Below are 22336 nucleotides of genomic sequence, written 5' to 3'. Positions count from 1 at the left end.
GGGCGGGAGGGCCGGCTCAGTAAAGCTTTTCGGTGTTGCCGTCAACGGCGAGTGCCTGGCCGTTGACGTTGCGGGCCATGTCGCTGGCGGCGAAGGCGGCCATATTGGCAATGTCCTCGGCCTCGATCAGCCGTCCCAGCGAGGACTGGTTGAGGTACAGCGCGGACACCTCGTCCTCCGGGAGGTCAAGCATCACGGCCTTGGCTGCGATGACCGAGTCGATCCGGGGCCCGTTCACGGCCCCGGGGCAGATGGCGTTGACGCGGATCTTGTCCGGTCCGAGTTCGATTGCGAGCGTCTTGGTCAGCCCGATGACGGCCCACTTCGACGCCGAATAGGCGCTCCGTCCGGCCATCCCGAGCCGCCCGGCGGCCGAGGAGAGGTTGATGATCGACGCCTCCCGGGCCGCCCGCAGCAGGGGCAGTGCGTACTTGATGCAGAGGAACTGGCCGTGGATGTTGACGTCGAACGTCGACTTCCACGCGGCCGTGTCGAGGGTCTCGAGCGGGCCGGTGGGCCCGGCGATCCCGGCGTTGTTGACCAGGATGTCCAGGCCGCCAAGCTCTGCCTCGACGGTGGCCATAAGCTCGCGAACCTGCTCCTCGACCGAGACGTCGCTGACGGCTGCCAAGAGACCGCCGGCGCGCGCCTTATCGACGGCGTCCGGGTCGATGTCGGTGACGAAGACGGCGGCACCGAGTTCCTGGAACTTGGTGGCGATGGCCAGGCCGATGCCGTTGGCCCCGGCGGTGACGAGGACCCTTTTTGTGCTGAAATCCATGAGTATTCCTTGAGTTGGAGTGTCTGCGGGATGAGTGGCGCGTTGAGCGCCGTGCGGCGTGGCTAGTGTGCGGCCGGGGCGCCCAGGGGCTTTTCCGCTCCCCGCTTGAGCAACAGCGAGAGCAGGGCGCCCACGATGCACATACCCACGATGAACCAGAGGCCGGAGAGCTTGGAGCCGGTGACGTCCTGCATCAGACCCATGACGTACGGGCCGAGGAAGCCGCCGCAGAGGCCGATGGTGTTGACGAAGGCGATGCCGCCAGCGAGGGCGGCCCCGGTGAGACGGGTGGCCGGGTAGGTGAAGAGGATGGGCTGCAGGGCGAAGAAGTTGAACGCGGCCAGGCAGAAGCCGATCATGCCGAGAACGGGACCGCCGATGGCTCCAAGCGCGAAGCCGGCGACGATGCCGATCATGGTCCCGGTGACCAGCAGGCGGGAGCGCCGGCCGTCGGTCGCGAACCGCGGGACCAGGAGGGCGCCGGCGGCCGAGAAGATCCACGGGATGGCCGTGAGCAGGCCGATCTGCACCGGGTTGAGCTTGCCGTAGGTGCCGATGATGGAAGGGAGGAAGTAGGACAGCGCGTACACGGCGATCTGGTGCGTGAAGTAGATGCCCACCACCAACATGATCTGCTTGTCCTTCAGGACGTCGCGGAGGCGGTGGTTGCCGGATGCCTCGGCTCCGGCTTTTTCTTCGGCGGCGATGCGTGCTTCGAGGTCGCTGGCTTCTTCGGCGCTAAGGAACGTCGCCTTGCTCGGGCGGTCCGGCAGCTTCTTCCAGACGACGTAGGCGAGGATGCACGCCGGCAGGCCCTCGATGATGAACATCCACTGCCAGCCGTGCAGACCGGCGAAACCGTCCATGGTCAGCAGGAGGCCGCCGAGGGGCGCGCCGACGATGTTGGCAATGGAAACGCCCAGGAGGAACATGCCGTTGGCCTTGGCGCGGTCCTTGACCACAAACCACTGCGTCAGGAAGTACATGACGCCCGGGAACAGCCCGGCCTCGGCGACGCCGAGCAGCATCCGCATGATGTAGAAGGACCATTCGCCCTGCACAAACGCCATGCACGCGGAGATGATGCCCCAGGTGATCATGATCCGCATGATCCAGAAGCGCGCGCCCACCTTGTGCATGATCAGGTTGGAGGGGATCTCCGAGAGGGCATACGTGAGGAAGAACAGCCCGGCGCCGATGCCGAAGGCGGTGGCGGAGATGCCGAGATCGATCTGCAGCCGATCCTTGGCCATACCGATGTTGGTGCGGTCCAGGAAAGCCATGATGTAGGCGCCGATCAGGAGGGGCATGACCCTGCGGAGGATCACCCCGTTGATTTCCTGTGGAGTGCGCATCTTCGTTGGTGCGGATACAACTGACATGGGTCTTCGTCCTTGATTTTGGTGGTCAGGGTTAGTGGTTGAGGTGGCGGGCAGTCCGGAGGCCGGACAGCCGTCAGGCAGCCAGTGCGGCTGGCCGGGGCAGAGTGTTTCGAGAGGGTGCTAACGGGCGGTCGGCGTGCAGCCGCAGGTCCGTCCGATGTGCAGGCGGTGCCGGCAGATTTTGGTGCTGTAGGTGCTGGAGGGGGCTTCTATACGGTTGAGCAGCATGGTGAAGGCTTCCTCGGCCATTTCCTGCTGCGGCTGGACAATGCTGGTCAGGTTGATCAGTCCGGACAGGCTGTGCGGAAGTCCGTCGCAGCCTGCGACGGCGACGTCTTCCGGGATACGGAGTCCCCGCGCCAGGGCATACTCCATGACGCCGATGGCCAGTTCGTCGCTGCCGCACACTACGGCCCGCGGGGGTGTCCCCGCGGAGAACAGCCGCTCGGCGGCCAACCGGCCGCCCTCATTGTTCACCCGAGTGCTGATCTTGCGGGCACCGCTGATCGTGACCCGGGCCGCTGCGGCGGTACGAACGAAGGCCTGTTCCCGGGTCAGCGAAGCCGTGGAGAACCGCGGGCCGATCACGGTGGCGATCTCCCTGAAGCCATGGCCCAGCATGTGCTGCATCAGGGTTGTCGCCGCTGCGTCGTCGTCGATCCCGACGAAGTCGGAGTCGAGGAAGTCGGCGCGGCGCGAGAGGCAGATGTAGGGGATGCGGGCTGCCCGCAGGGTGCGGAGCGCCGTCGCATCATCGCGGAGGGACGCGGCAAGGATGATGCCGTCCACATTGCGGTTAGCCAAGGTCGATGTGACCTGCGCCAGCACCTCCGGATCGTCCTGGGTGGTGGCGACGAACACTTCGTAGCCCGATTCGGCGGCGGCGGAAATGATGCCCTGGGCCCAGCGCGGGAACATCGGGTTGATGATGTTGGGCAGGATCAGGCCGATCACGCGGGTTCGCTGCAGGTCGGTGGACTGTGAGGACTTTCGGGGCCTGAAGCCCAATTCGTTTGCCACGCGGATGATGTGGCGGTGGGTTTCCGGCGAAACACCGCCCTTGCCGTTCAGTACGTATGACACCGCAGCCGGGGAAACCCCTGCTGCCCGGGCCACTGCGGCGGCCGATACCGGTGATGCGGGGCCGTCGACGGCGACACTTGTGGCGTCCTTGCTCATGTCCGGTCCTCCTTCGCATGGTTATCGGCTCCTGTGACCTCAGTTACATTAGGTAGGCGGGGGAGTGTTAAGCAACGTTAAGTGATTTTCCGGCAGGCGCTCGGCCCGGCGCTGCACCCGCCGTGGGACATGCCCATTCCAGGGGCCCAATCCGGGCGGACATGTCCAGTCTTGGGCACTGGCATTGAGCATCTTGGGACTATGTCCAGTGGCAGGGCCGTGCGGAGGGCATGTCCCTTGGGTTCGCCAACTGGTCGCGGGATGCTGCGCTCGGGGAGCATTTTCATTCCTGCGGTACACCTCTGAGGGCATGTCCATTCCTGCGGAAAACCCCTGGGGGCATGTCCATTCCTGGTGCCCCTAGCCGCGGGGACATGTCCATTCTTCGGCTCGGATCCTTGTGGGCATGTCCATTCCCCGGCCCGCCCGTTGAGCATCTTGGCATTATGTTCAATGGCCGGGGAATGCGTGGGGCATGTCCCATGGGGTGCAGTGCGTGGGGCGCGTCAGGTGCCGCCGGAGCCTTCTGCCCCTAGACAGCCGTTTCGCTGTGGGCAAACATGGAGCCCGAGAGACTCTGCGAAAAGTTGAGTGGACTAGACTCAACTTTATTTGCAGCATCAGCCCGGAAGGAGCTCTCTTTGGACGCCAAATTCACCACCAAGAGCCAGGAGGCTCTTTCCGCAGCCGCCATGAACGCCTCGACGGCAGGCAATCCGCAGGTGGAGCCCGCGCATCTACTGAAGGCCCTCATGGACCAAAGGGAGGGCGTCGCCGTCGCCCTGCTGCGGGCTACCGGTGCTGATCCGGATGCCGTCAGTGTCCAGGCCAGCGCCGCCATCAAGGCGCTCCCGGCAACGTCCGGGACGTCCGTGCAGCAGGCACAGCTCTCCCGCACCGCGCTGCAGGCCATCAAGGCAGCGCAGACCGAGGCGGAGCGGCTCGGGGACAGATTCGTCTCCACCGAACACCTGCTTCTGGGGCTCGCGTCCGGAAGTGACGCCGTGGGGAAGTTGATGCGCGACGCCGGCGTCTCGCATGAGGCGCTGCTCGCTGCCCTCCCGGGCGTCCGCGGTGACCGCAAGGTCACCAGCCAGGACCCGGAGAACACCTTCCAGGCCCTGGAAAAGTACGGCACCGATCTGACTGCCATTGCCCGTTCCGGCAAGCTGGATCCGGTGATCGGCCGCGACGCCGAAATCCGCCGCATCATCCAGGTGTTGAGCCGCCGGACCAAGAACAACCCCGTCATCATCGGCGAACCCGGCGTCGGCAAGACCGCCGTCGTCGAAGGACTTGCCCAGCGGATCGTGGCCGGAGACGTGCCGGAGAGCCTGCGTGGCAAGACGCTGGTGGCCCTGGACCTCGCCTCGATGGTGGCCGGCGCCAAGTACCGCGGCGAATTCGAGGAGCGGCTCAAGGCCGTACTGGAGGAGATCAAGAACTCCGAGGGGCAGATTGTCACCTTCATCGATGAGCTCCACACCGTGGTTGGGGCAGGCGCCACCGGGGACAGCTCCATGGATGCCGGCAACATGCTCAAGCCGATGCTGGCCCGCGGCGAGCTCCGCCTGATCGGCGCCACCACCCTGGATGAGTACCGGGAAAACATCGAGAAGGACCCCGCACTCGAGCGGCGCTTCCAGCAGGTGTTCGTTGGCGAGCCTAGCGTGGAGGACACCATCGGCATCCTCCGCGGGCTCAAGGAGCGCTACGAGGCGCACCACAAGGTCGCCATCTCGGACTCCGCCCTGGTGGCCGCCGCCACGCTGTCCAACCGCTACATCTCCGGTCGCCAGCTGCCGGACAAGGCGATCGACCTCGTGGACGAGGCCGCCTCCAGGCTGCGGATGGAGATCGATTCCGCCCCCGAAGAGATCGACCAGCTGCGCCGGGCGGTGGACCGGCTGACCATGGAGGAGCTGGCCCTGGCCAACGAGAAGGACGCCGCGTCCGTGGAGCGACTCGCCAGCCTGCGCGCGGACATGGCGGACAAGAAGGAAGAGCTCGCCGCCCTCAACGCCCGCTGGGAATCCGAGAAGGCGGGCCTGAACCACGTCGGCGATCTCAAGGCCCGGATCGACGAGCTGCGCTCCGCGGCGGAGAAGTACCAGCGCGAAGGTGACCTGGAGGCTGCCTCCCGCATCCTTTACGGCGAGCTCCCGGCGCTGGAACGGGAGCTGAACGCGGCCGCCGAAGCGGAGTCGGCCCGCGTGGCCGGGGGCGGCGCCAAACAGGAGCTCATGGTGGCCGACGAGGTCACCGCCGATGACATTGCCGAGGTGATCTCGGCGTGGACCGGCATCCCCGCCGGGCGGATGCTGCAGGGGGAAAGCCAGAAGCTGCTGGAGATGGAGAGGGTGCTGGGGGAGCGGCTGATCGGCCAGTCCAAGGCTGTCACCGCGGTCTCGGACGCCGTGCGCCGGGCCAGGGCCGGCATCAGTGACCCCAACCGGCCCACCGGTTCCTTCCTGTTCCTGGGGCCCACCGGCGTCGGCAAGACCGAGCTCGCGAAGTCCCTCGCGGACTTCCTGTTCGACGACGAACGCGCCATGGTGCGGATCGACATGTCCGAGTACTCGGAGAAGCACACCGTGGCCCGGCTCGTCGGTGCTCCTCCCGGCTACGTGGGCTACGAGGAGGGCGGGCAGCTGACCGAGGCCGTCCGCCGCCGACCGTACTCTGTGGTGCTGCTCGATGAGGTGGAGAAGGCCCACCCGGAGGTGTTCGACATCCTCCTGCAGGTGCTCGACGACGGCCGCCTCACCGACGGCCAGGGCCGCACCGTGGACTTCCGCAACGTGATCCTGGTCCTGACCTCCAACCTCGGCAGTCAGTTCCTGGTGGATCCGACGCTGGATGCGGCGGCCAAGCGCGCCGCCGTCATGGCCGCCGTCCACGCGTCCTTCAAGCCCGAGTTCCTGAACCGGCTGGATGAAGTGGTGCTCTTCGACCCGCTGAGCGTCGAGGAGCTCTCACGGATTGTCGAGCTGCAGGTCAAGGAACTGGGCGAACGGCTGAAGGGCCGCCGGCTGAACCTCGAGGTCACGGAGGGCGCCCGGGCCTGGCTCGCCGTCACAGGATTCGACCCGGCCTACGGTGCCCGGCCCCTGCGCCGGCTGGTCCAGCGCGAGATTGGCGACCGGCTGGCCAGGGCCATCCTGTCCGGTGAGATCGGGGACGGAGACACCGTGCTCGTGGACACCGCCCCGGACCTTTACGAGCTCACCGTGGGCGGCGCGCAGGCATGGGACCGGCCCGACGGCGGCGCGGCTACCGGCGGCGGCCTCTCGGTCCGCCGCAAGGAGTAGGACCGCTCAGGGCAGCAGGGTCACCATGATGGTGTTTCCGGTGTCCGCGGTGACGTAGCAGTCCACGCGGCGGTCGCCCTTGTCCCAGCTGGTGGAGCTCGGGTACGCGAGCTTGTAGCTGAGCACGTAGTCGGACTGCTTGTCCGTCAGCGGCGCCGCCTTGCACGCATCCAGGGCCTTCTGCTTGAGCGGATCCCGGCCGTGGTAGGAATCGGCGGCGGCGTAGTGCTCGACGGCGACCAGCTGGGCCGAGTGGCCCGTGGCGCAGTCCACCACCAGGGACGTCGGCGCCTCCGGGTCGAAGTCCTTGAAGCAGTCGCCCAGCTGGAAGTCCAGCGGGCCGACGCCGTCGAGCGGCAGCGGACCGCGGCTCGCCGGAGCCTCGGATGAGGTTCCGGCCGGCGCCGGGTTGCTCTCCGCCGCGGACGACTTCTCGCCGCCGCCCAGTGAGGTCAGCCACCAGAGGAGCAGTCCCAGCACAACGACGGCGGCCACGGCGGCGCCTGTCCGTGCCAGGCCCTGGCGCCGGATCCAGCCGGCCAGCTGGGCGGCCCGCTCCGAAACCAGTTTTCCGGCCGCTGAGACAGCCTTCGTGGCGGTCCCTGCCCCGCGTGACCCTGCACTGCGGGAGCCTGCACTGCGTGAGCCTGCGCCGCGCACGCCGGCCCTGCCGACCGGTGGGACGGTCGGGCGGACGGGACGCGGAGGGGTGAAGGCCGGCGCGGACGGCAGGGGTGCCGAGGACAGGGGTGCCGACGACGGGGCGGGGGGCGGCCCAACTGGGGTCCCTCCCGGCGTCCCTCCCACCGTCGCGGATGCCGGCGGCGCGAAGGGCCTGGGCGGAACGGCAGGCGGAGCCGCCGTGGTGGACCGTTTGCCGGATTCACCGGCAGGAGGAACCTCGGGCATCCCGGCGTTGCCGTGCCTTGCGTTCTCTTCGGTCACTGAGAATTCACCACTTTCGCGCGTCTTTACCGCGGCTGGACGCCCGGCGGTGGGGCCCGTTACCGGGAGTCCACTCCGAAACTCTATCTAAGTTGACCGCCGTGCCGCGCGGCCCCGCCGCCTTGTCCGGGGCCGCCGGTGGAGCGACGCCGGGTACAGCGCCGCCCCGGCGAGCAGTAGGAGCTGAAAGCATGTAATCTAGGTGTACGACAAATTGACCAAACATTCCGGGGCCTCACTAACGCCAATGGTGACCACCTCCGGTCCGAGTACAAAAGGGGGTCACGCCATGGGGCGCGGCCGTCAAAAGGCAAAAGCTACCAAGCAGGCTCGGGACATTAAGTACTACTCCCCGAACACTGACTACTCAGCACTTCAGCGTGAGCTCAAGAGCTCTGAGGTCCGTGCGCCGAGTCGTTTCCCGAATGAGCCTGTTGAGCCGGATTATTCGGCCTATGTGGATAAGTACGCGGACGATGTGGAAGAAGACGACGACGAGGTAGATTCCCGTCGGATAGGTTAGTCGAAACTTCTTTCCGGCACCCCCTTGATATCCGGGCGTGCCGGCCATCAATCTTCGGGCCCGCCGGCCACCCCCGTCACGGGTGTGGGCGGCGGGATTTTTTTGCGCCCGTCACGGCGCGGGTGCACCGTGAAGCACCCGGCGGGGGTTAGGCGTAGGCGTTGACCAGCCGGACGGCGCCGCCGTCGACGCCCTTGGCGCCCTGGACATAGTCCGGGCCGGCCTTGAGGACCGAATCCGAATTCTCCCCGACCGTGCCCATGACCCAGGCCGGCAGGCCGCGGTCGTTGAGGCGTTCCACCGCGGCGTCGGCGATCTCGGCCGAGACAATCGCGACCATGCCCACGCCCAGGTTCAGGGTGCGCTCGAGGTCCGCGAGCGGGACGTTGCCGAGCTCGGCGACCAGCTTGAAGATGGGGGGCAGTTCCCACGTGGCGCGGTCCACGGTGGCCAGCAGGCCCTGCGGGAGGACGCGGGCCAGGTTGGCGGCGAGGCCGCCGCCGGTGACGTGGCTGAAGCCATGCACGCCGTGGGCCGAGTTGACCGGGAAGGTGCGGGCCAGATCCAGGCAGTCGGCGGCGTAGACACGGGTGGGTTCGAGGAGTTCCTCGCCCAGCGTGCGGCCCAGCTCGGAAACCTGGCGGTCCAGGGCCCAGCCGGCGTGGTTGATGACGCGGCGGACCAGCGAGTAACCGTTGGAGTGCAGGCCGGAGGAGGCCATGCCGATCACGACGTCGCCCGCGCGGACCCGGTCCGGGCCGAGCAGGTCAGCGGCCTCGACGACGCCGGTGGCGGCGCCTGCGACGTCGTACTCGTGCTCGCCCAGCAGGCCCGGGTGCTCGGCGGTTTCGCCGCCCACCAGGGCGGTGCCGGCGACGGAGCAGGCGGCGGCGATGCCGCGGACGATGTCCGCGATGCGCTCGGGAACCACCTTGCCGCACGCGATGTAGTCCGTCATGTACAGCGGCTCGGCGCCCACCACGACGATGTCATCGACCACCATGCCCACCAGGTCGAAGCCGATGGTGTCGTGGATGTCCATGGCCTGCGCGATTGCCACCTTGGTGCCGACGCCGTCGGTGGAAGTGGCCAGCAGCGGGCGCTTGAAGGTGAGCAGGCGCGAGACGTCGTAGAGGCCGGCGAAACCGCCGACGCCGCCGATCACCGAGGAGTTGTGGGTAGCCTTGACGGCACCCTTCATCAGTTCAACGGCGCGGTCGCCCGCTTCGACGTCGACGCCGGCGGAGGCGTAGGTGATGCCGGCGGAATTCTGGGCGGCGTTCATGTCGGCGGCCGGGGAGGCGGAAGTCATACGGGCTCTTTCTTGTCGGCAACAAAGGTGCCCGCGTCACTGAGTGAGGCGGCGGCACGGTCGGCGGTGGTAACGCGGTCAGCGTCGGTGAGCAGTTCTTCGAACTCGGCGTCCGGGCCCGGATCGCAGCCCGTGGCGCCGGCCTTCCCGGCCGGGTCCTCATCGGTGCTGATACCGGCGGCGGCTTCGACGGCGGTCGAAGAGGCTTCTGCGCCGAGGGCGGCGTCTCCTGCTGCGGGGAGTCCGCCGAGATCCGTGCGTTCCAGCAGGTTCTTGCCGAGCTTGTCCGCACCCGGCAGTTCGATGGGGTACTTGCCGGTGAAGCAGGCGGTGCAGAGGCGCTCGCGCGGCTGCTGGGTGGCGCCGATCATGCCGTCTTCGGAGATATAGGCCAGGGAGTCGGCGCCGATGGCCTGGGTGATTTCTTCAACGGTGGCGCCGTTGGCGATCAGTTCCGCGCGGGAGGCGAAATCAATGCCGTAGAAACACGGCCACTTGACCGGCGGGGAGGAGATCTTGATGTGCACCGACTTGGCGCCGGCTTCGCGGAGCATCCGGACGATCGCGCGCTGGGTGTTGCCGCGGACGATCGAGTCGTCTACCACCACCACGCGCTTGCCGCGAATCACGGATTCCAGGGCATTGAGCTTGAGCCGGATGCCGAGCTGGCGCAGGGTCTGTGAGGGCTGGATGAAGGTGCGGCCCACATAGGAGTTCTTGACGAAGCCGTGCGCGAAGGGGATGCCGGATTCCTCGGCGTAGCCCACAGCGGCCGGCGTGCCCGATTCCGGGACCGGAATGACGATGTCTGCTTCCTGGGTGTTTTCGCGGGCCAACTGGCGGCCCATTTCCACCCGGGACTCATACACCGAGCGGCCCGCGATGGAGGCGTCCGGGCGGGCCAAGTAGACGTATTCGAAGACGCAGCCGGCCGGCGTCGCCTCCGCAAAGCGCTGGGAACGGACACCGTCCTCGTCGATCGCGATGAATTCGCCGGGTTCGATCTCGCGGATGAAGCTTGCGCCGACGGTGGCGAGGGCGGACTGTTCGGACGCGACCACCCAGCCGCGTTCCAGCCGGCCCAGGCAGAGCGGGCGGATGCCGTAGGTGTCCCGGGCGGCGTAGAGGGTGCCTTCATCCATGAAGACGAAGCAGAAACCGCCCTTGATCTTGGGCAGCAGTTCCATGGCGGTCTGTTCGAGGGACTTGCCTTCTTCGCCCTCCAGCAGTGCCGTGACCAGGGCGGTGTCCGAGGTGTTGCCCTGCTTCATTTCGCCGCTGATGTGCCCGCCGTTGCGGTCCATGATCATGGCCTTGAGCTCGGCGGTGTTCGTCAGGTTGCCGTTGTGGGCCAGAGCCACGGTGCCTGTAGCCGTCGCGCCCAGGGTGGGCTGGGCGTTGGCCCAGTGGCTGGCGCCGGTGGTGGAGTAACGGCAGTGGCCGACCGCCAGATGCCCGGTCAGGGTGTTCAGCGTGGTCTCGTCGAAGACCTGGGAAACGAGTCCCATGTCCTTGTAGACGTTGATCCGCTTGCCGTCGCTGGTTGCTATGCCAGCGGACTCCTGACCGCGGTGCTGCAGTGCATACAGCCCGTAATAGGTGAGTTTTGCAACCTCTTCGCCGGGAGCCCAGACCCCGAAGACGCCGCACGCGTCCTGAGGGCCCTTTTCGCCGGGGAGAAGATCATGAGAAAGGTTTCCATCGCCGCGTGCCACTGGTCGATTATCTCACGTCGGGCGCCGGGTGATTCCCGGCGGCCGGTTTATGACCTGCCGGCCGGTTTATGACCTGCCAGCCGGTACGTTGACCGGCTCAGGGTTCGGTGGGGTCCCCGCCCTCGGGGACGGACTCGACGACGGCGCGCTCGGCCCGGCGGACGCTCAGCCGGTCCAGGATCAGGGCCACAATGGCGCCGAGCACTGCGCCGCCGGCCGCGCACAGCGTCAGGAAGAAGCCGAAGACCGTGCTGCGATCCCAGCTTTCATCGCCGGGGAGCCCGTAGGCGAGGAAGGCGGCGACGGCGACGCCCGCAAGGGCTCCCAGGATCAGGAACGGCACGTATTTCGGGGCCCGCCGCACGGTGACCTGGCGCCGCTCGGGCGCCGGCGGGACCGGCAAGGGGACGTTGTCCGGGGCGGGGGAATCGGCGGAAGGCATGTCATTAAGCCTACTGCCCCCAACGCATTGCGACGGCCGGAGCGTGGGAGCACACTGGGGACTGGGGGAGGGCCAGGACTAGCCAAGGAAGCGCCATGTCAGCGTCAGCCGAGCAGATTCGGGACCAGCAGCGCAGCATCTGGGATGAGTTCTCGGCCGGTTGGAAGAAATGGGACACGGAAGTTTGTGGCTGGCACGCGCCCTTCGGGGATGCCCTGATCCAGGAGGCACGGCTTCGTCCCGACTCTGCCGTGCTCGACGTCGCCGCCGGCACCGGCGAGCCCGGGCTCACGGCGGCCGGATTCGTGCCGGCCGGCAGCGTAACCCTGGCCGATCTTTCGGACCGCATGCTCCAGGTGGCGGCAGAGAAGGCCGCGGTCCGCGGGCTGGGCAACGTGCGCACCACCGTCAGCGACGTCGCCGCCCTGCCGTTCGACGACGGCACTTTTGATGCTGTCCTGTGCCGCTTCGGCTTCATGTTCTTTCCCGATATGTCCGCCGCGCTCCGGGAGATGTCACGGGTGGCGAAACCGGGCGCGCGGATCAGCGCCGCCGTCTGGAGCCGGGCCGCGGAAAACCCGTGGGCCAGCCTGATCCTGGGCACCATCGCACGGCACACCGAGCTTCCCGTGCCGCCGGCAGGGGCGCCGGGCCTGTTCCGCTGCGCCGCGCAGGGTTTCATGAGCCGGATGTTCCGGGATGCCGGCCTGGCGGATGTGACCGAGCGGAAGGTCAGCACGGACATGGTGCAGGGGTCCCCGGAGATCTACTGGGAGTTCATGACCGACATTGCGGCCCCCGTGGTGCTGGGCCTTGCCAAAGCGGACGCGGAATCACGGGCGCTGATCCGCTCGGATGTCTTCGAACTGCTGGGCCGCTACGGGCACGACGGCGGCCTCCGGCTGCGCTCGACGGCGACCATCGTGGCCGGGACCCGGCTTTTGACCCGTTAGGCCGGGGTGGCCGGGCCCGAGCCGTCGGCGATGATGGCCCGGACGGAGTTGTTGCGGCCGTCGTGGGTGAGCTCCACGAGGCCCAGCGCTTCCAGCAAGGGCGGCAAGTACATGCCGAACCGGCCGCGGTATCCCTTCCGCAGTCCGTACCAGCCGCCCACGGGGTTCGCCGGATCCCGGCCCCAGGCCTCGACGGTGCCCGCAGCGGCGGGCTTGTTCTCGTCGGCGGCACCCAGCGGCACCCAGTCGTCTTTCTCCATGAGCCACAAATGAAGGTCCTCGAGGGCGCGGAGGTGGTACTTCAGGGTGGTGGAGCCTACCTGGCACACGAGGGCGGGGGGATCGGAGTCCTCGTCCCGGTACATTGTGTACTCGGAGGTCCCCGGCGCAGTCTTCAGCAGCCAGGGATCCTGCTTGGTTCCGTGTGCCACGTGGCGTCCACCCTTCGGTCCGGCCGGTCGTCCGGCGCTGTGGGACCGAGCCTACCTAGTGCGCCGGGCGAAGGCGAGGGATCAGACCCCGAGTTCAGCCCGCAGCGCGGCCACGTGGCCCTTGGCCTTGACCTGGTAGTGCGCCAGCTTCACGTTGCCCTCGGGATCCACCACCACCGTGGAGCGGACAATTCCCTCGGTGATTTCGCCGTTCACCAGTTTCTCGCCCCAGGCGCCATAGGCGAGGGCCACGGCGTGGTCCTCGTCGGCGAGCAGCGGGAAGGTCAGGGCGAAGTCGCCGGCGAACCGGGCCAGGGCCGCCTGGCCATCGGGGGAGATGCCGAGCACGTCGTAGCCGGAGCCTTGCAGCGAGGCCAGGCTGTCGCGGAAGTCGCAGGCCTCCGTGGTGCAGCCGGGGGTGGCAGCCTGCGGGTAGAAGTAGACAATGACGTTCTTGCCGCGGTAATCGGCCAGCGAAACCTGCTTGGCCCCGGCATCCGGGAGCGTGAACTCCGGTGCGGGGGTTCCGGGCTGGAGCTTGACGGCGAGGTTGGTGCTCATGGGGATCCTTTGCAGAGGGAATTCGGGAGTTTTTGTCCACAACACCGGTGCCGCGTGCCGTATTCCGGCGCGGGCCAGCGCGGGGAAAAGAGCGGGGCAAACGCGGGGCGAGAGCGCGGCTAGAGTCCGCCGGCAAGCCACGCGAAGGCTGTGCCCGCGGGTGCCTGGTATTCGAGCCCGACGCGGCCCGGATAGCCGAGTTCGCGGCTGCGGGCGATCCAGTCGCGGAGGGGCAGGCTTCCCGTGCCCGGGGCGCCGCGGCCCGGGCTGTCGGCTATCTGGAGGTGCCCGAATTCGCCGGCGTGTTGTTCGATGACGGCCGCGACGTCCTCGCCGTTCACCGCGAGGTGGTAGAAATCTGCGAGCAGCCCGAGGTTCTCCGCGCCGGATTCCTCCCGGACCCGGGCGATCACGCCGAGGGCGTCCCCGGCGGTGCGGAGCGGGTATTCAGGCGCGCCGCTGAGCGGCTCCAGCAGGACGGTCCCGCCGAAGCGCCCGACGCCGGCGGCCGCGGCGGCGAGGTTCTGCACCGCGAGCTCGTCCTGCCCGTCAGGGGATTCGCCGTCGATCCTGTTGCCGTAGAGGGCATTGAAGGCCCGGCAGCCGAGGCGCCCGCCGATCCCCGCGACGGCGTCTACGTTGTCCAGGAACTCCGTGGCGCGGGCGGGCCAGGAGACCAGCCCGCGGTCGCCCCCCGGCATGTTCCCGGCGTTGAAGTTCAGCCCGGCGAGCTGCACGCCCGCATCGGTGATGGCCCGCTCGAACGCGGTGGTTTCGGCGTCCGTCGGGACGGAGGCCTCGAAGGGCCACCAGAACTCGACGGCGTCGAACCCGGCCGCCTTCACCGCGGCCGGACGCTCCAGAAGGGGAAGTTCCGTCAGCAGGATGGAACAGTTCACGGAGTAGGTAATGGTGGGTTCTTTCCGGTGGGCGGGAGGGTATTCACGGGGTGCGGTGCGTTTCGGCCACCGCGGGCGCCTTGGGGTCCGGGGACTGTCCTACCGCTTAGTGGGATCCTTGCGGGCCGCCAGGCCCACCAGGGCCCCGACGCCTATGCCTATCAGCAGACCCGTGAACGGCTTGTCGGCGGTGGTCACTCCGATGGCAAAACCAAGGGCCGCGCCAAGGAGCATTCCGATCCACAGGGATTCATACTTCACAGCCTCAGACTAGCAAGCGGCGCCAAGCAGGTTACGGGGCAGCACCGTGAGGCCGGGCAGCTAAGACCTACTTCGCCAGGAACGCGAGCAGCACCTCGTTGACCTCGGCGGCGTGGGTCCACAGCATGCCGTGCGGGGCGCCGTCGATCTCCACATACTCCGCACTGGGCAGGGCCTTGGCGAAACGGCGGCCCGTGGCGTCGATCGGGAGGATGTTGTCCGCGGTGCCGTGGACGATCAGCGCGGGGACGTCGATCTTGGGGATGTCGGCGCGGAAGTCAGTGAGCCAGGTGGGCTGCGCGGCCGCGGACGCGGTGGCGCCGCCGGAGGCCGCGAGGTTCCAGCCTGCCCGCATGACTTCCTCGCTGAGCCGGGGCGTGCCGAGGAAGGTGCTGCTGTTGTAGAAGTTCTTGAAGAACTCGGTGAAGAACGCGTACCGGTCGGTGGTGACAGCGTCCAGGAGGCCGTCGAACACGGACTGCGGGACGCCGTCGGGGTTGTCGCCGGTCTGCAGCAGGTACGGCTCCAGCGACCCGAGGAAGACGGCCTTCGCCACCCGGGCCGAGCCGTAGGTGCCCAGGTACCGGCCCACCTCGCCGGTCCCCATCGAGAAGCCCACCAGGACGGCGTCGTTCAGGTCCAGGGTGGTGAGCAGGGCGTCCAGGTCCGCGGCGAAGGTGTCGTAGTCGTAGCCGTCCGTGGGCTTGCTGGACTGTCCGAACCCGCGCCGGTCATAGGTGACCACGCGGTAGCCGGCGCCCAGCAGGGCCGTGGTCTGCTTCTCCCAGGAGGAGCCGTCCAACGGGTAGCCGTGGATCAGCACTACCGGCTGACCGGTCCCGTGGTCCTCGTAGTACAGCTCGACGTCGGTGCTGTTCTCTGTTCCAACCTTGATGAAAGCCATGAAAGCGGTCCTCTCGGTGCGGACGGTGTGGTCCGGTGTGAAGCTCTGGGCGCGCGGCGTGCAGGCGCTGGTTCCCACTGTAGGGAACTAGCGCGCCGGGCAAAAGGGTGTTCCCTCCGCCCGCGTCCATCCACTATACCCCCGGGGGGTATAGTGGATGGACGACCTACCAGAGGAGAACCCGGATGTGCCGAGCAGTTGCGTGCAAGAAGTGCGGAAAAACCACGTGGGCCGGCTGCGGCCAGCATGTGGACCAGGTCATGCGCGGGGTCAAGAGCGCGGACCGCTGCCGGGGCCACGAGGATGAAGTAAGCACCAAGACCGGCTTTTTCGCCAAGCTCTTCGGCCGCTAGCCCGGCTGCGGACCGTCCCCGAAGAGTGCCCCCGTGACGGCGCCCGTCAGTTCGTGGATGACGTCCAGCCGGGCCTCGCTCTCGCCGTCCTGTTCGCCCCACGTGTAAATGGCCAGGGCGTAGGAGCGGCCGCCGGAGCTCAGGATGGCGGCGTCGTGGACGTAGCCGGCCACCTCTCCGTATTTGTGCTGCACGGTGATGCCGGGGCCCACGGCGGCGGGGATCAGCCGGTCGTTGTTGGTCTCCTGCATGTACCCGAGCAGTTCCTCCGTGTGTTCGGAGTTGAGCAGCTTCCCGGCCGAGAGCTGCTGCAGCAGCGAGGTCATCTCAGCCGGCGTCAGCTCGTTTTGTTCGGGGTCGTAACTGATGCCGATGGACGCGGCGTACTCGATGAGCTTCGGGTAGCCGATGTTCTGCATCAGCAACAGCCAGGAATCGTCGCTGCTGCTGTTGACCATGGCCTTGACCTGGAACGCCGCATCGAAGCTGCCCAGCGGCACGGCCAGGGACTTCTCGCCGGTTTCCACCAGATGGTAGTAGGCGGCCGCGGTGATGATCTTGGCGGTGCTGGCGGCAACGTACTCGGTGACATCGCCGAAGGATTTCGGTTCGCCGCCGCGGGTGTCCGCCAGCACCACACCGATCCGGTAGTCTCCGTTTTCGGCCAGGATCCGGCGGATCTCGGCGTCGAGGTCGGCGACGGCGCGGGGAGGCTTCGCCGCCGGCGCCGCGGCGCCCGGCTCCTGGAGCTGGCTCGCCAGCGAGGCGAAGAAGTCGGTCCGTGGCGTACCGGTGCGGGCGATGCCGAGGCTCACGGTGCCCAGCAGGACCACCAGCAGGGTCGTCCACACCAGGAGCAGCCTCCTGCGGGCGGCTGCGGAGCCGGTGGCCGGACGCTGCGGACCCTTTAAGTTCATGGTGCAGGACCTTCCGGATCAATCGGGGGGAGGGGTTTCCTGCAATTTATGCCCGGGGCGGGGTGAAGTCCACGGACCGCGCGGGCGAGCCCGGAATGTGGCCAAACTCCCAGAAAGGCCTAGGCCCCGGTCATGGAGGCGCCGGCGGTGGACCGCAGACCGTCTTCGTTCGCAGCGCCGGTGAGGAGGTCCTCGGCCAGGGCAGTCCACCGGGGCCGGAAGGCGTACAGGCAGCCCAGCCGCAGGCGGGTGGCCTTGGCGTAGGCATCGAAGCGCGCTGGCGTGACGCGGAGTTCCTCGGCGGCCGCAATGACCTGGCGGCGGGCGTACTGGTACCGCTCCGCGGTCAGGCGCTGTTGGCGCAGCCGCAGCTGGAGGTGCACGGCAAGGTTGGCGAGGTCGGCGGCGGCTTCGGCCCGGCCGGCTTCGTCGAAGTCCAGCAGTCCCAGGGGCGCGCCGGGAGCCTGGACCAGGATCTGCTTGTCGTGAAGGTCCCCGTGGGACCACACCAGGGGATCGGGCTCGCTCCGGAGCAGCCGGTCCGAGACGTCGGCGGCGGCCGCCAGGACAGCCCGGCGATGCGGCTCGGCCTCGGGAATGTTCCCCGCGTGCACCAGCCAGAGGCCGGTCAGCCGCTGCAGGTTCTCCAGTTCGACGGCGGCCGGCCGTGGCGGGAGCGCCTCGGCGGCGGGCCGGAGCGCCCTGGACCGGGCGAGTCCCTGCTGCCGCACCCAGCCCTGGGACCACTGCAGCCAGGCGCCCTCGAACACGGCCGCATCGACCCCGGGGTCCTGTCCCAGCTCGAACAGGGACCGGCCCGCGAGCCCGGACAAGGTGACGCACCCGGGGGTGCAGGAGAGCACATCCGGGGTCAGGAAATCCTCGCCGTCCAGGAGAAGGGACATCCGGGTGTGGCGGTCGGCCGCTTCGGCGGCGTAGTTGCGTCGGAACACCTTGAAGTACCGGTCCCCGGACCTCACGACCGCCCGCTTCCAGGCCCGGTGCACGATCACCTCGCCGAGCGGCGCAAGCTCCAACAGGTCCGGCAGGCCCCCGTCGCGGCCTGCCGGAAGCACGTGCGACTTCCCGGCCTGCATGCGGGCCGCCCGGACCCCCGGCCGGTCCGGCGTGGAGACCTCCATGACGTAGTCGCCCGCGGTGGCCTGCGGCCAGGCCCGGATGACCTGCCATGGTCTGTCCTTGGAGTCCCGGATCACGGCCGGAACCGGCGGGTGCCAGCTCATGTCATCAGCTCCCGCACGCGGCGGACGGGTGCGCTGGAGCGCCGTTCCTGGAGGACGGAAAGGGCAACGGCCGAGCGCAACGGCAGCGGTGAACAGGCCAGGCGCAGCCAGGCGGCGTCGGAATAGGCCAGGAAGCGGCGCGGACTGACGTGGAGCGCCTCCACCGCGGCCAGGACCTGGGCGTGTGCCGCCAGGAACCGTTCCGGCGTCATGCGGTTCCGCCGCATGTGCATTTCCAGCCGGACGTCCAGATTGGCCAGGTCGAGGGACGCCTCGGCCCGGGCGGTATCGTCAAAATCCAGCAACCCGAGGGTCGAACCGCCGCCGACGGCGAGGATCTGTTTGTCGTGGAGGTCCCCGTGGGCCCAGACGAAGGGATCGGCCGGGGTCCCGAGCAGGTCCTGCGCAACGTCCTCTGCCAGGGAGCGCAGGGCATCCCCGTGCGACGACCCGTCCGGGCCGCCGGCGTAATTGCGCCACCACCGCTTCACCCAGAACCGCAGATCCGCCACTTCCACGTCAGGGGAGTGGAGCGGCAGGGCGGCAAGGGCCGCGCCGCTACGAGGGTCGCCACGGGCACCCACCTGGGCGGTCCAGGCCTGCGCCCACTGCTCCCACAGCCCGGCGAAAGACTCGTCGCTGACTGCCTGGTGGTCCTCACTGAGGGCACCGAGGGTGCGGCCCGGCACGGCACTGAACACGATGACGTCCGGGGAACTGCGCAGGACCGTGGGGGCCGAAAAATTCCCGGTGCCCAGCAGGAGTCCGCCGTGGAACCACCTCTCGGCGGTGCGGAGCGCTTCGCCGGGCCGGAAGACCTTGATGTAGCAGCCCTGGCCCCTGATGACAGCGCGGATGCCGGGCCGGTGGGAAATAACTTCGCCGTGCCGGGCTTCGGACTGCAAGGAGGGAAGACCCGGATCGTCGCCGAGCAAGAGCTCAAATTTTCCATCCCGCAGGCGTGCGCCCTGGACCCCGGGCTGTCCCGGCGTCACGACCTCCAGGACGTAGCCCCCGGCGGTCAAATCAGGCCACGCCCGGTGGACGTTCCAGGTTCGGCCCGCAGTGTCGACGGCGGACGGCGGGACGGGCGGAAGCCAGCTCACCGGACCAGCTCCTCGGCCCGGTCGATGCGGCCAAGCATGGCACCGGCCCAGTCGGGCGTCCGGTCCCTGAACGGCTCCACGCAGCTGGCGAACATCCGCAGCGCAGCCCAGCCGTCCACCGCGGCCGGGTCGAACTCCCCGCCGGACTGGACGTAGCCCTCCAGCAGCCGTGCTGTCTGCGGTCCGGGGGCGCCCGGCTGACCGCGCCACTGGCTCATTTCGTCGACGGCAGCGAAGGAGCCCAGGTCCGCTTCCGGGGCGCCGTGATGGGCCCGGTCGAAGTCGATCAGCCGGACCTCGGTACCGCTGACCAGCACCTGATCGGCGGAGAAATCGCCATGGACTTGCACCAGCGGCCTGCCGGTCCGGGCCCCTGCGGGCTGGCGCGCCCGAAGCGCCTGCCGGATCCGTTCCGCCGCTTGGGCGGCCGGCCCCTCCAGCGCAGGCGCGAGTGCCGTGACCATGCCACACGTGGCCGTCAGCTGCCGCTCCACAAGGGTCTCGGGGGAAGGTCCGGGGCCTGGTTCTGCGGGAATCCCATGGAGCCGGGCCAGCGCGCTGCCGGCCCGCCGGAGGGCTTCGGGATCGGCGCTGGCCGTCAGGTCGCCGTCGCCCCACCCGGCGCTGGCGGTGATCCCATGACGGAAGCAGCCGGCATCACCGAGCACCGGCAGCACGGGAACTCCTTGCTGCCGCAGTCGCTCATGCGAGCGGCCCACGGTCTCGGCGGCGGCCAGCGCGGCGGTCTTGATCACGATGGGCCCGGTGGCAGTGTGCTCCAGCAGGACCAGCCGCCGCTCGGGCTTGTAGCGCAACACCCGGGATGCGCCGCGGAACAGGCCCGGGCCGCTGCTTTGCCCGGCGCCGAGCCGTTCCAAGCCGCTGGCCCGGAGCCAGCGGATGTTCTTGCGCAGGGCCCAGTCGTCCTCGACCCGGCCCACCGCGATGACCGCGTCCAGGTCAGGCCCCGCAGGCGTCAGCAGCACCACGCCCCCGCCGTGTTTGTCCGAGGACTCGGCGCGTCCGTGCACCTTGACGTTTCCCGCCGTCGTGAGCGCCCAGCCGTAGTCCTGGGCGCCGATTTCGGGTCCCTGCCGGGGGCCCTCCCCGGGGCCCTCCTGGGGGCCCTCGCGCGTGCGCAGGAAAGCCACCAGCGCTGAGGTGGCGGGCTTGTACCGGACGCGGGTGATGCGCACTGCCTCGCCCACCAACTCGGAAAGCCGCTCGTCGTCGAGCAGGACTGCCAGGCACGGCAGGGCTAGGTCGCGGCCGGCAAGCGCGTGGTCCGCGTCCCGCAACGGCAGCCTCACGGCGGTCACGTCCTCGCCTCCCCAACACGTGCCAGCTCGTCCGCCGGCGAGAGATCCGGAACCTCGCCGGAAAGGGGGCTGGAGGGGCCACCCATCCACCGGGAGAACCGGCTGTCCGGGTCCTGCAGGAGCTCGGCCGGCCGTCCCTCTTCGGTGATGCGGCCGTCCTCGAGCCAGACAATCCGATCGCAGGCGCGGGCGGCGAAGGCATCGTGGGTGATGGTGATCGAGGTCCGCCCAAGGGTCAGCACCTCCAGAGCATCGAGGATCGATTCGCGCGTCGCGGGGTCCAGCCCCGCCGTCGCCTCGTCCAGGATGACGATCGGCGCCTGCCGGAGGATGGCCCGGGCGATCGCGAGCCGCTGCCGCTGGCCGCCGGAGAGATCCTTGGCCGCTTCGCCCAGCACGGTTTCGTACCCGTTGGGGAGGGACCGGATGAAGGCGTCAGCCTGGGCGAGTGTGGCGGCGCGTTCGATGTCCTCGTCCGAGGCGTCGAGGCGGCCGAAACGGATGTTCTCCCGGACGGTGGTGCCGAAGAGGACGGAATCCTGCAGGAGGATGGAGACGTGCGATCGGACCGAGGCGGTCTGCAGATCCCGCAGATCCTCGCCGGCCGCCCGGACCGTGCCGGAGGTGGGGTCGATCATCCTCAGGACCAGGCTGGCCAGGGTCGACTTCCCGGCCCCGGACGGACCCAGGATGGCCAGGTGTTCCCCGGCCGGGATGAACAGGTTGATCCCGTGCAGGACATCTGTCCCCTCGCCGTGGCCGGCGTAGACGTCCTCGAAGGCGATGTCCGGGTGCGCGCTCTTGAGCGGGCGCGCGTTGGGGGACTCGGGGAGGTCGGTCTGGGCCTCGAGCAGGTCCGCCACGCGCTCCCCGGAGGCCGTGGCCCGCGCGATCCTGGTGGTTTGCTTCGCAAGGTCCTTGAGCGGCTTCATTCCGGTTTTCAGGTACGTCAGGAAGATCACCAGGTCACCCGGCGTCATCGAGTGGTTCAAGACGCGCCAGCCTCCGCCGGCCAGGACGACGGCGGTGGCGACGCCGATCAGCACGTCCGTGCGCCGCTCCAGGCTGGCGGCCAGCCGCAGCGCGACGACCCCTGTGCCCAGGGCGGCCTTGTTGCTGTTCCGGAAGTTGGTGCTGATGGTGTCCTCGAGCCCGTAGGCCTGCACTTCGCGCATGGCGCTGAAAGTCTGGGAAGCCGTGGTGGCCAGCGCGCTTTCACCCTTGCGTGATTTACCGGCCGCCTCGGTGATGGGACCCGAACTCCGGCGGGACAGCCAGGCGAAAGCCCCGGTAGCCACAAAAACGATGAGGGCCAGCAGCGGGTCCAGCCAAAGCATGACGATGGTCATGGCCACGAGGGTGACCATGTTCCCCACCATCGGCAGGCCCGCGGTAATGGCGACTTCCTGCAGGCGGGAGACGTCGCTCACGAGGCGCTGCACAGTGTCCCCGGAGGAGGCCCGGGTGTGGTGGCGCATCGACAGGCCCTGCACATGGCGGAAGGTGCGCGCCCGCAAATCCGCTGCCACCCGGGTGCCGACGAGTGCGAAGGAGATCTGGGAGTAGTAGTTGGCGACGGCACGCAAGATGCTGATGACCACGATCGCGCCGCCGCACAGCAGGAGCGTTTCCGCGCTGGCGTCCATGTGGGGTCCCGGCTTCGTGAACGAGGCGCCCAGCGAGCGGGTCACCGCATCAATCACGATCTTCACGGGCCAGGGCTCCAGCAGCCGGAGCAGGACATCCGCGGCGAGGGCCACAAAACCGACCGTCATCAGCAACCGGTGCTGGCGCAGGT

General features: G+C 68.5%; 21 protein-coding genes. 4 read left to right on the top strand and 17 right to left on the bottom strand.

Annotated elements, in window-relative coordinates:
* Positions 1 to 16 precede the first annotated feature (16 nt).
* From BJG92_RS16130 to BJG92_RS16120, 3 genes are all read right to left on the bottom strand, one after another.
* Positions 17 to 781, bottom strand: a complete 765-nt coding sequence (locus BJG92_RS16130; RefSeq protein ID WP_232084996.1) for an SDR family oxidoreductase — start codon at positions 779 to 781, stop codon at positions 17 to 19.
* Between the two features lie 62 nt (positions 782 to 843).
* Positions 844 to 2163, bottom strand: coding sequence for an MFS transporter (locus BJG92_RS16125; protein ID WP_232084995.1), 1320 nt, complete (start codon positions 2161 to 2163; stop codon positions 844 to 846).
* 120 nt (positions 2164 to 2283) lie between these two features.
* Complete coding sequence (locus BJG92_RS16120; protein WP_232084994.1) at positions 2284 to 3342, bottom strand: LacI family DNA-binding transcriptional regulator; 1059 nt, start codon at positions 3340 to 3342, stop codon at positions 2284 to 2286.
* A gap of 641 nt (positions 3343 to 3983) precedes the next feature.
* On the opposite strand from BJG92_RS16120, the gene clpB reads away from it, so the two are divergent.
* Positions 3984 to 6653: an ATP-dependent chaperone ClpB gene (gene clpB / locus BJG92_RS16115; protein ID WP_232084993.1), complete on the top strand. Its 2670-nt coding sequence runs from the start codon at positions 3984 to 3986 to the stop codon at positions 6651 to 6653.
* A gap of 6 nt (positions 6654 to 6659) precedes the next feature.
* Here the strand turns inward: clpB and BJG92_RS16110 are convergent, their stop codons facing one another.
* Positions 6660 to 7313, bottom strand: a complete 654-nt coding sequence (locus tag BJG92_RS16110) for a hypothetical protein (RefSeq protein WP_232084992.1) — start codon at positions 7311 to 7313, stop codon at positions 6660 to 6662.
* A 574-nt stretch (positions 7314 to 7887) separates the two neighbouring features.
* On the opposite strand from BJG92_RS16110, the gene BJG92_RS16105 reads away from it, so the two are divergent.
* The gene (locus BJG92_RS16105; protein ID WP_232085001.1) at positions 7888 to 8121 is read left to right on the top strand and encodes a DUF3073 domain-containing protein; all 234 of its coding nucleotides are present in this window, start codon (positions 7888 to 7890) and stop codon (positions 8119 to 8121) included.
* Between the two features lie 148 nt (positions 8122 to 8269).
* Here BJG92_RS16105 and purM read toward each other — a convergent pair whose 3' ends face one another.
* The 3 genes from purM to BJG92_RS16090 form a co-directional block, all read right to left on the bottom strand.
* The gene (gene purM, locus BJG92_RS16100) at positions 8270 to 9433 is read right to left on the bottom strand and encodes a phosphoribosylformylglycinamidine cyclo-ligase (protein ID WP_232084991.1); all 1164 of its coding nucleotides are present in this window, start codon (positions 9431 to 9433) and stop codon (positions 8270 to 8272) included.
* Positions 9430 to 11148, bottom strand: coding sequence for an amidophosphoribosyltransferase (gene purF / locus BJG92_RS16095; protein ID WP_232084990.1), 1719 nt, complete (start codon positions 11146 to 11148; stop codon positions 9430 to 9432). Before purF ends, purM begins: the two co-directional genes overlap by 4 nt.
* A gap of 97 nt (positions 11149 to 11245) precedes the next feature.
* Positions 11246 to 11590, bottom strand: coding sequence for a hypothetical protein (locus tag BJG92_RS16090; protein WP_232084989.1), 345 nt, complete (start codon positions 11588 to 11590; stop codon positions 11246 to 11248).
* 95 nt (positions 11591 to 11685) lie between these two features.
* On the opposite strand from BJG92_RS16090, the gene BJG92_RS16085 reads away from it, so the two are divergent.
* The gene (locus BJG92_RS16085; protein WP_232084988.1) at positions 11686 to 12543 is read left to right on the top strand and encodes a class I SAM-dependent methyltransferase; all 858 of its coding nucleotides are present in this window, start codon (positions 11686 to 11688) and stop codon (positions 12541 to 12543) included.
* Here the strand turns inward: BJG92_RS16085 and BJG92_RS16080 are convergent.
* The 5 genes from BJG92_RS16080 to BJG92_RS16060 all read right to left on the bottom strand — a co-directional run bounded on the left by BJG92_RS16080 (position 12540) and on the right by BJG92_RS16060 (position 15599).
* The gene (locus BJG92_RS16080; RefSeq protein ID WP_232084987.1) at positions 12540 to 12974 is read right to left on the bottom strand and encodes a DUF6855 family protein; all 435 of its coding nucleotides are present in this window, start codon (positions 12972 to 12974) and stop codon (positions 12540 to 12542) included. The genes BJG92_RS16085 and BJG92_RS16080 overlap by 4 nt on opposite strands.
* A gap of 81 nt (positions 12975 to 13055) precedes the next feature.
* Positions 13056 to 13535 (bottom strand): thioredoxin-dependent thiol peroxidase, encoded by a 480-nt coding sequence (gene bcp, locus BJG92_RS16075; RefSeq protein ID WP_232084986.1) that lies wholly within the window; start codon positions 13533 to 13535, stop codon positions 13056 to 13058.
* 119 nt (positions 13536 to 13654) lie between these two features.
* Complete coding sequence (locus tag BJG92_RS16070; RefSeq protein WP_232085000.1) at positions 13655 to 14446, bottom strand: hydroxypyruvate isomerase family protein; 792 nt, start codon at positions 14444 to 14446, stop codon at positions 13655 to 13657.
* Between the two features lie 87 nt (positions 14447 to 14533).
* Entirely contained in the window at positions 14534 to 14695 is a 162-nt protein-coding gene (locus tag BJG92_RS16065; RefSeq protein WP_232084985.1) for a glycine zipper domain-containing protein, read from the bottom strand.
* Positions 14696 to 14762: 67 nt separating this feature from the next.
* Positions 14763 to 15599, bottom strand: coding sequence for an alpha/beta fold hydrolase (locus BJG92_RS16060; protein ID WP_232084984.1), 837 nt, complete (start codon positions 15597 to 15599; stop codon positions 14763 to 14765).
* Positions 15600 to 15784: 185 nt separating this feature from the next.
* On the opposite strand from BJG92_RS16060, the gene BJG92_RS16055 reads away from it, so the two are divergent.
* On the top strand, positions 15785 to 15952 hold the full coding sequence (locus BJG92_RS16055; RefSeq protein ID WP_232084983.1) for a hypothetical protein: 168 nt from the start codon (positions 15785 to 15787) through the stop codon (positions 15950 to 15952).
* Here the strand turns inward: BJG92_RS16055 and BJG92_RS16050 are convergent.
* From BJG92_RS16050 to BJG92_RS16030, 5 genes are all read right to left on the bottom strand, one after another.
* On the bottom strand, positions 15949 to 16869 hold the full coding sequence (locus tag BJG92_RS16050) for a serine hydrolase (protein ID WP_232084982.1): 921 nt from the start codon (positions 16867 to 16869) through the stop codon (positions 15949 to 15951). The genes BJG92_RS16055 and BJG92_RS16050 overlap by 4 nt on opposite strands.
* A 119-nt stretch (positions 16870 to 16988) precedes the next feature.
* The gene (locus BJG92_RS16045) at positions 16989 to 18113 is read right to left on the bottom strand and encodes a phosphotransferase (RefSeq protein WP_232084981.1); all 1125 of its coding nucleotides are present in this window, start codon (positions 18111 to 18113) and stop codon (positions 16989 to 16991) included.
* The gene (locus BJG92_RS16040; RefSeq protein WP_232084980.1) at positions 18110 to 19219 is read right to left on the bottom strand and encodes a hypothetical protein; all 1110 of its coding nucleotides are present in this window, start codon (positions 19217 to 19219) and stop codon (positions 18110 to 18112) included. Before BJG92_RS16040 ends, BJG92_RS16045 begins: the two co-directional genes overlap by 4 nt.
* Entirely contained in the window at positions 19216 to 20538 is a 1323-nt protein-coding gene (locus BJG92_RS16035) for a phosphotransferase family protein (protein ID WP_232084979.1), read from the bottom strand. The genes BJG92_RS16040 and BJG92_RS16035 overlap by 4 nt, the downstream gene beginning before the upstream one ends.
* Entirely contained in the window at positions 20535 to 22313 is a 1779-nt protein-coding gene (locus BJG92_RS16030) for an ABC transporter ATP-binding protein (RefSeq protein ID WP_232084978.1), read from the bottom strand. Before BJG92_RS16030 ends, BJG92_RS16035 begins: the two co-directional genes overlap by 4 nt.
* Positions 22314 to 22336: the final 23 nt, after the last annotated feature.

The sequence above is a fragment of the Arthrobacter sp. SO5 genome (genome assembly GCF_020532805.1).
GTDB lineage: Bacteria > Actinomycetota > Actinomycetes > Actinomycetales > Micrococcaceae > Arthrobacter.
This window is presented reverse-complemented; position numbering and strand designations above follow the sequence as displayed.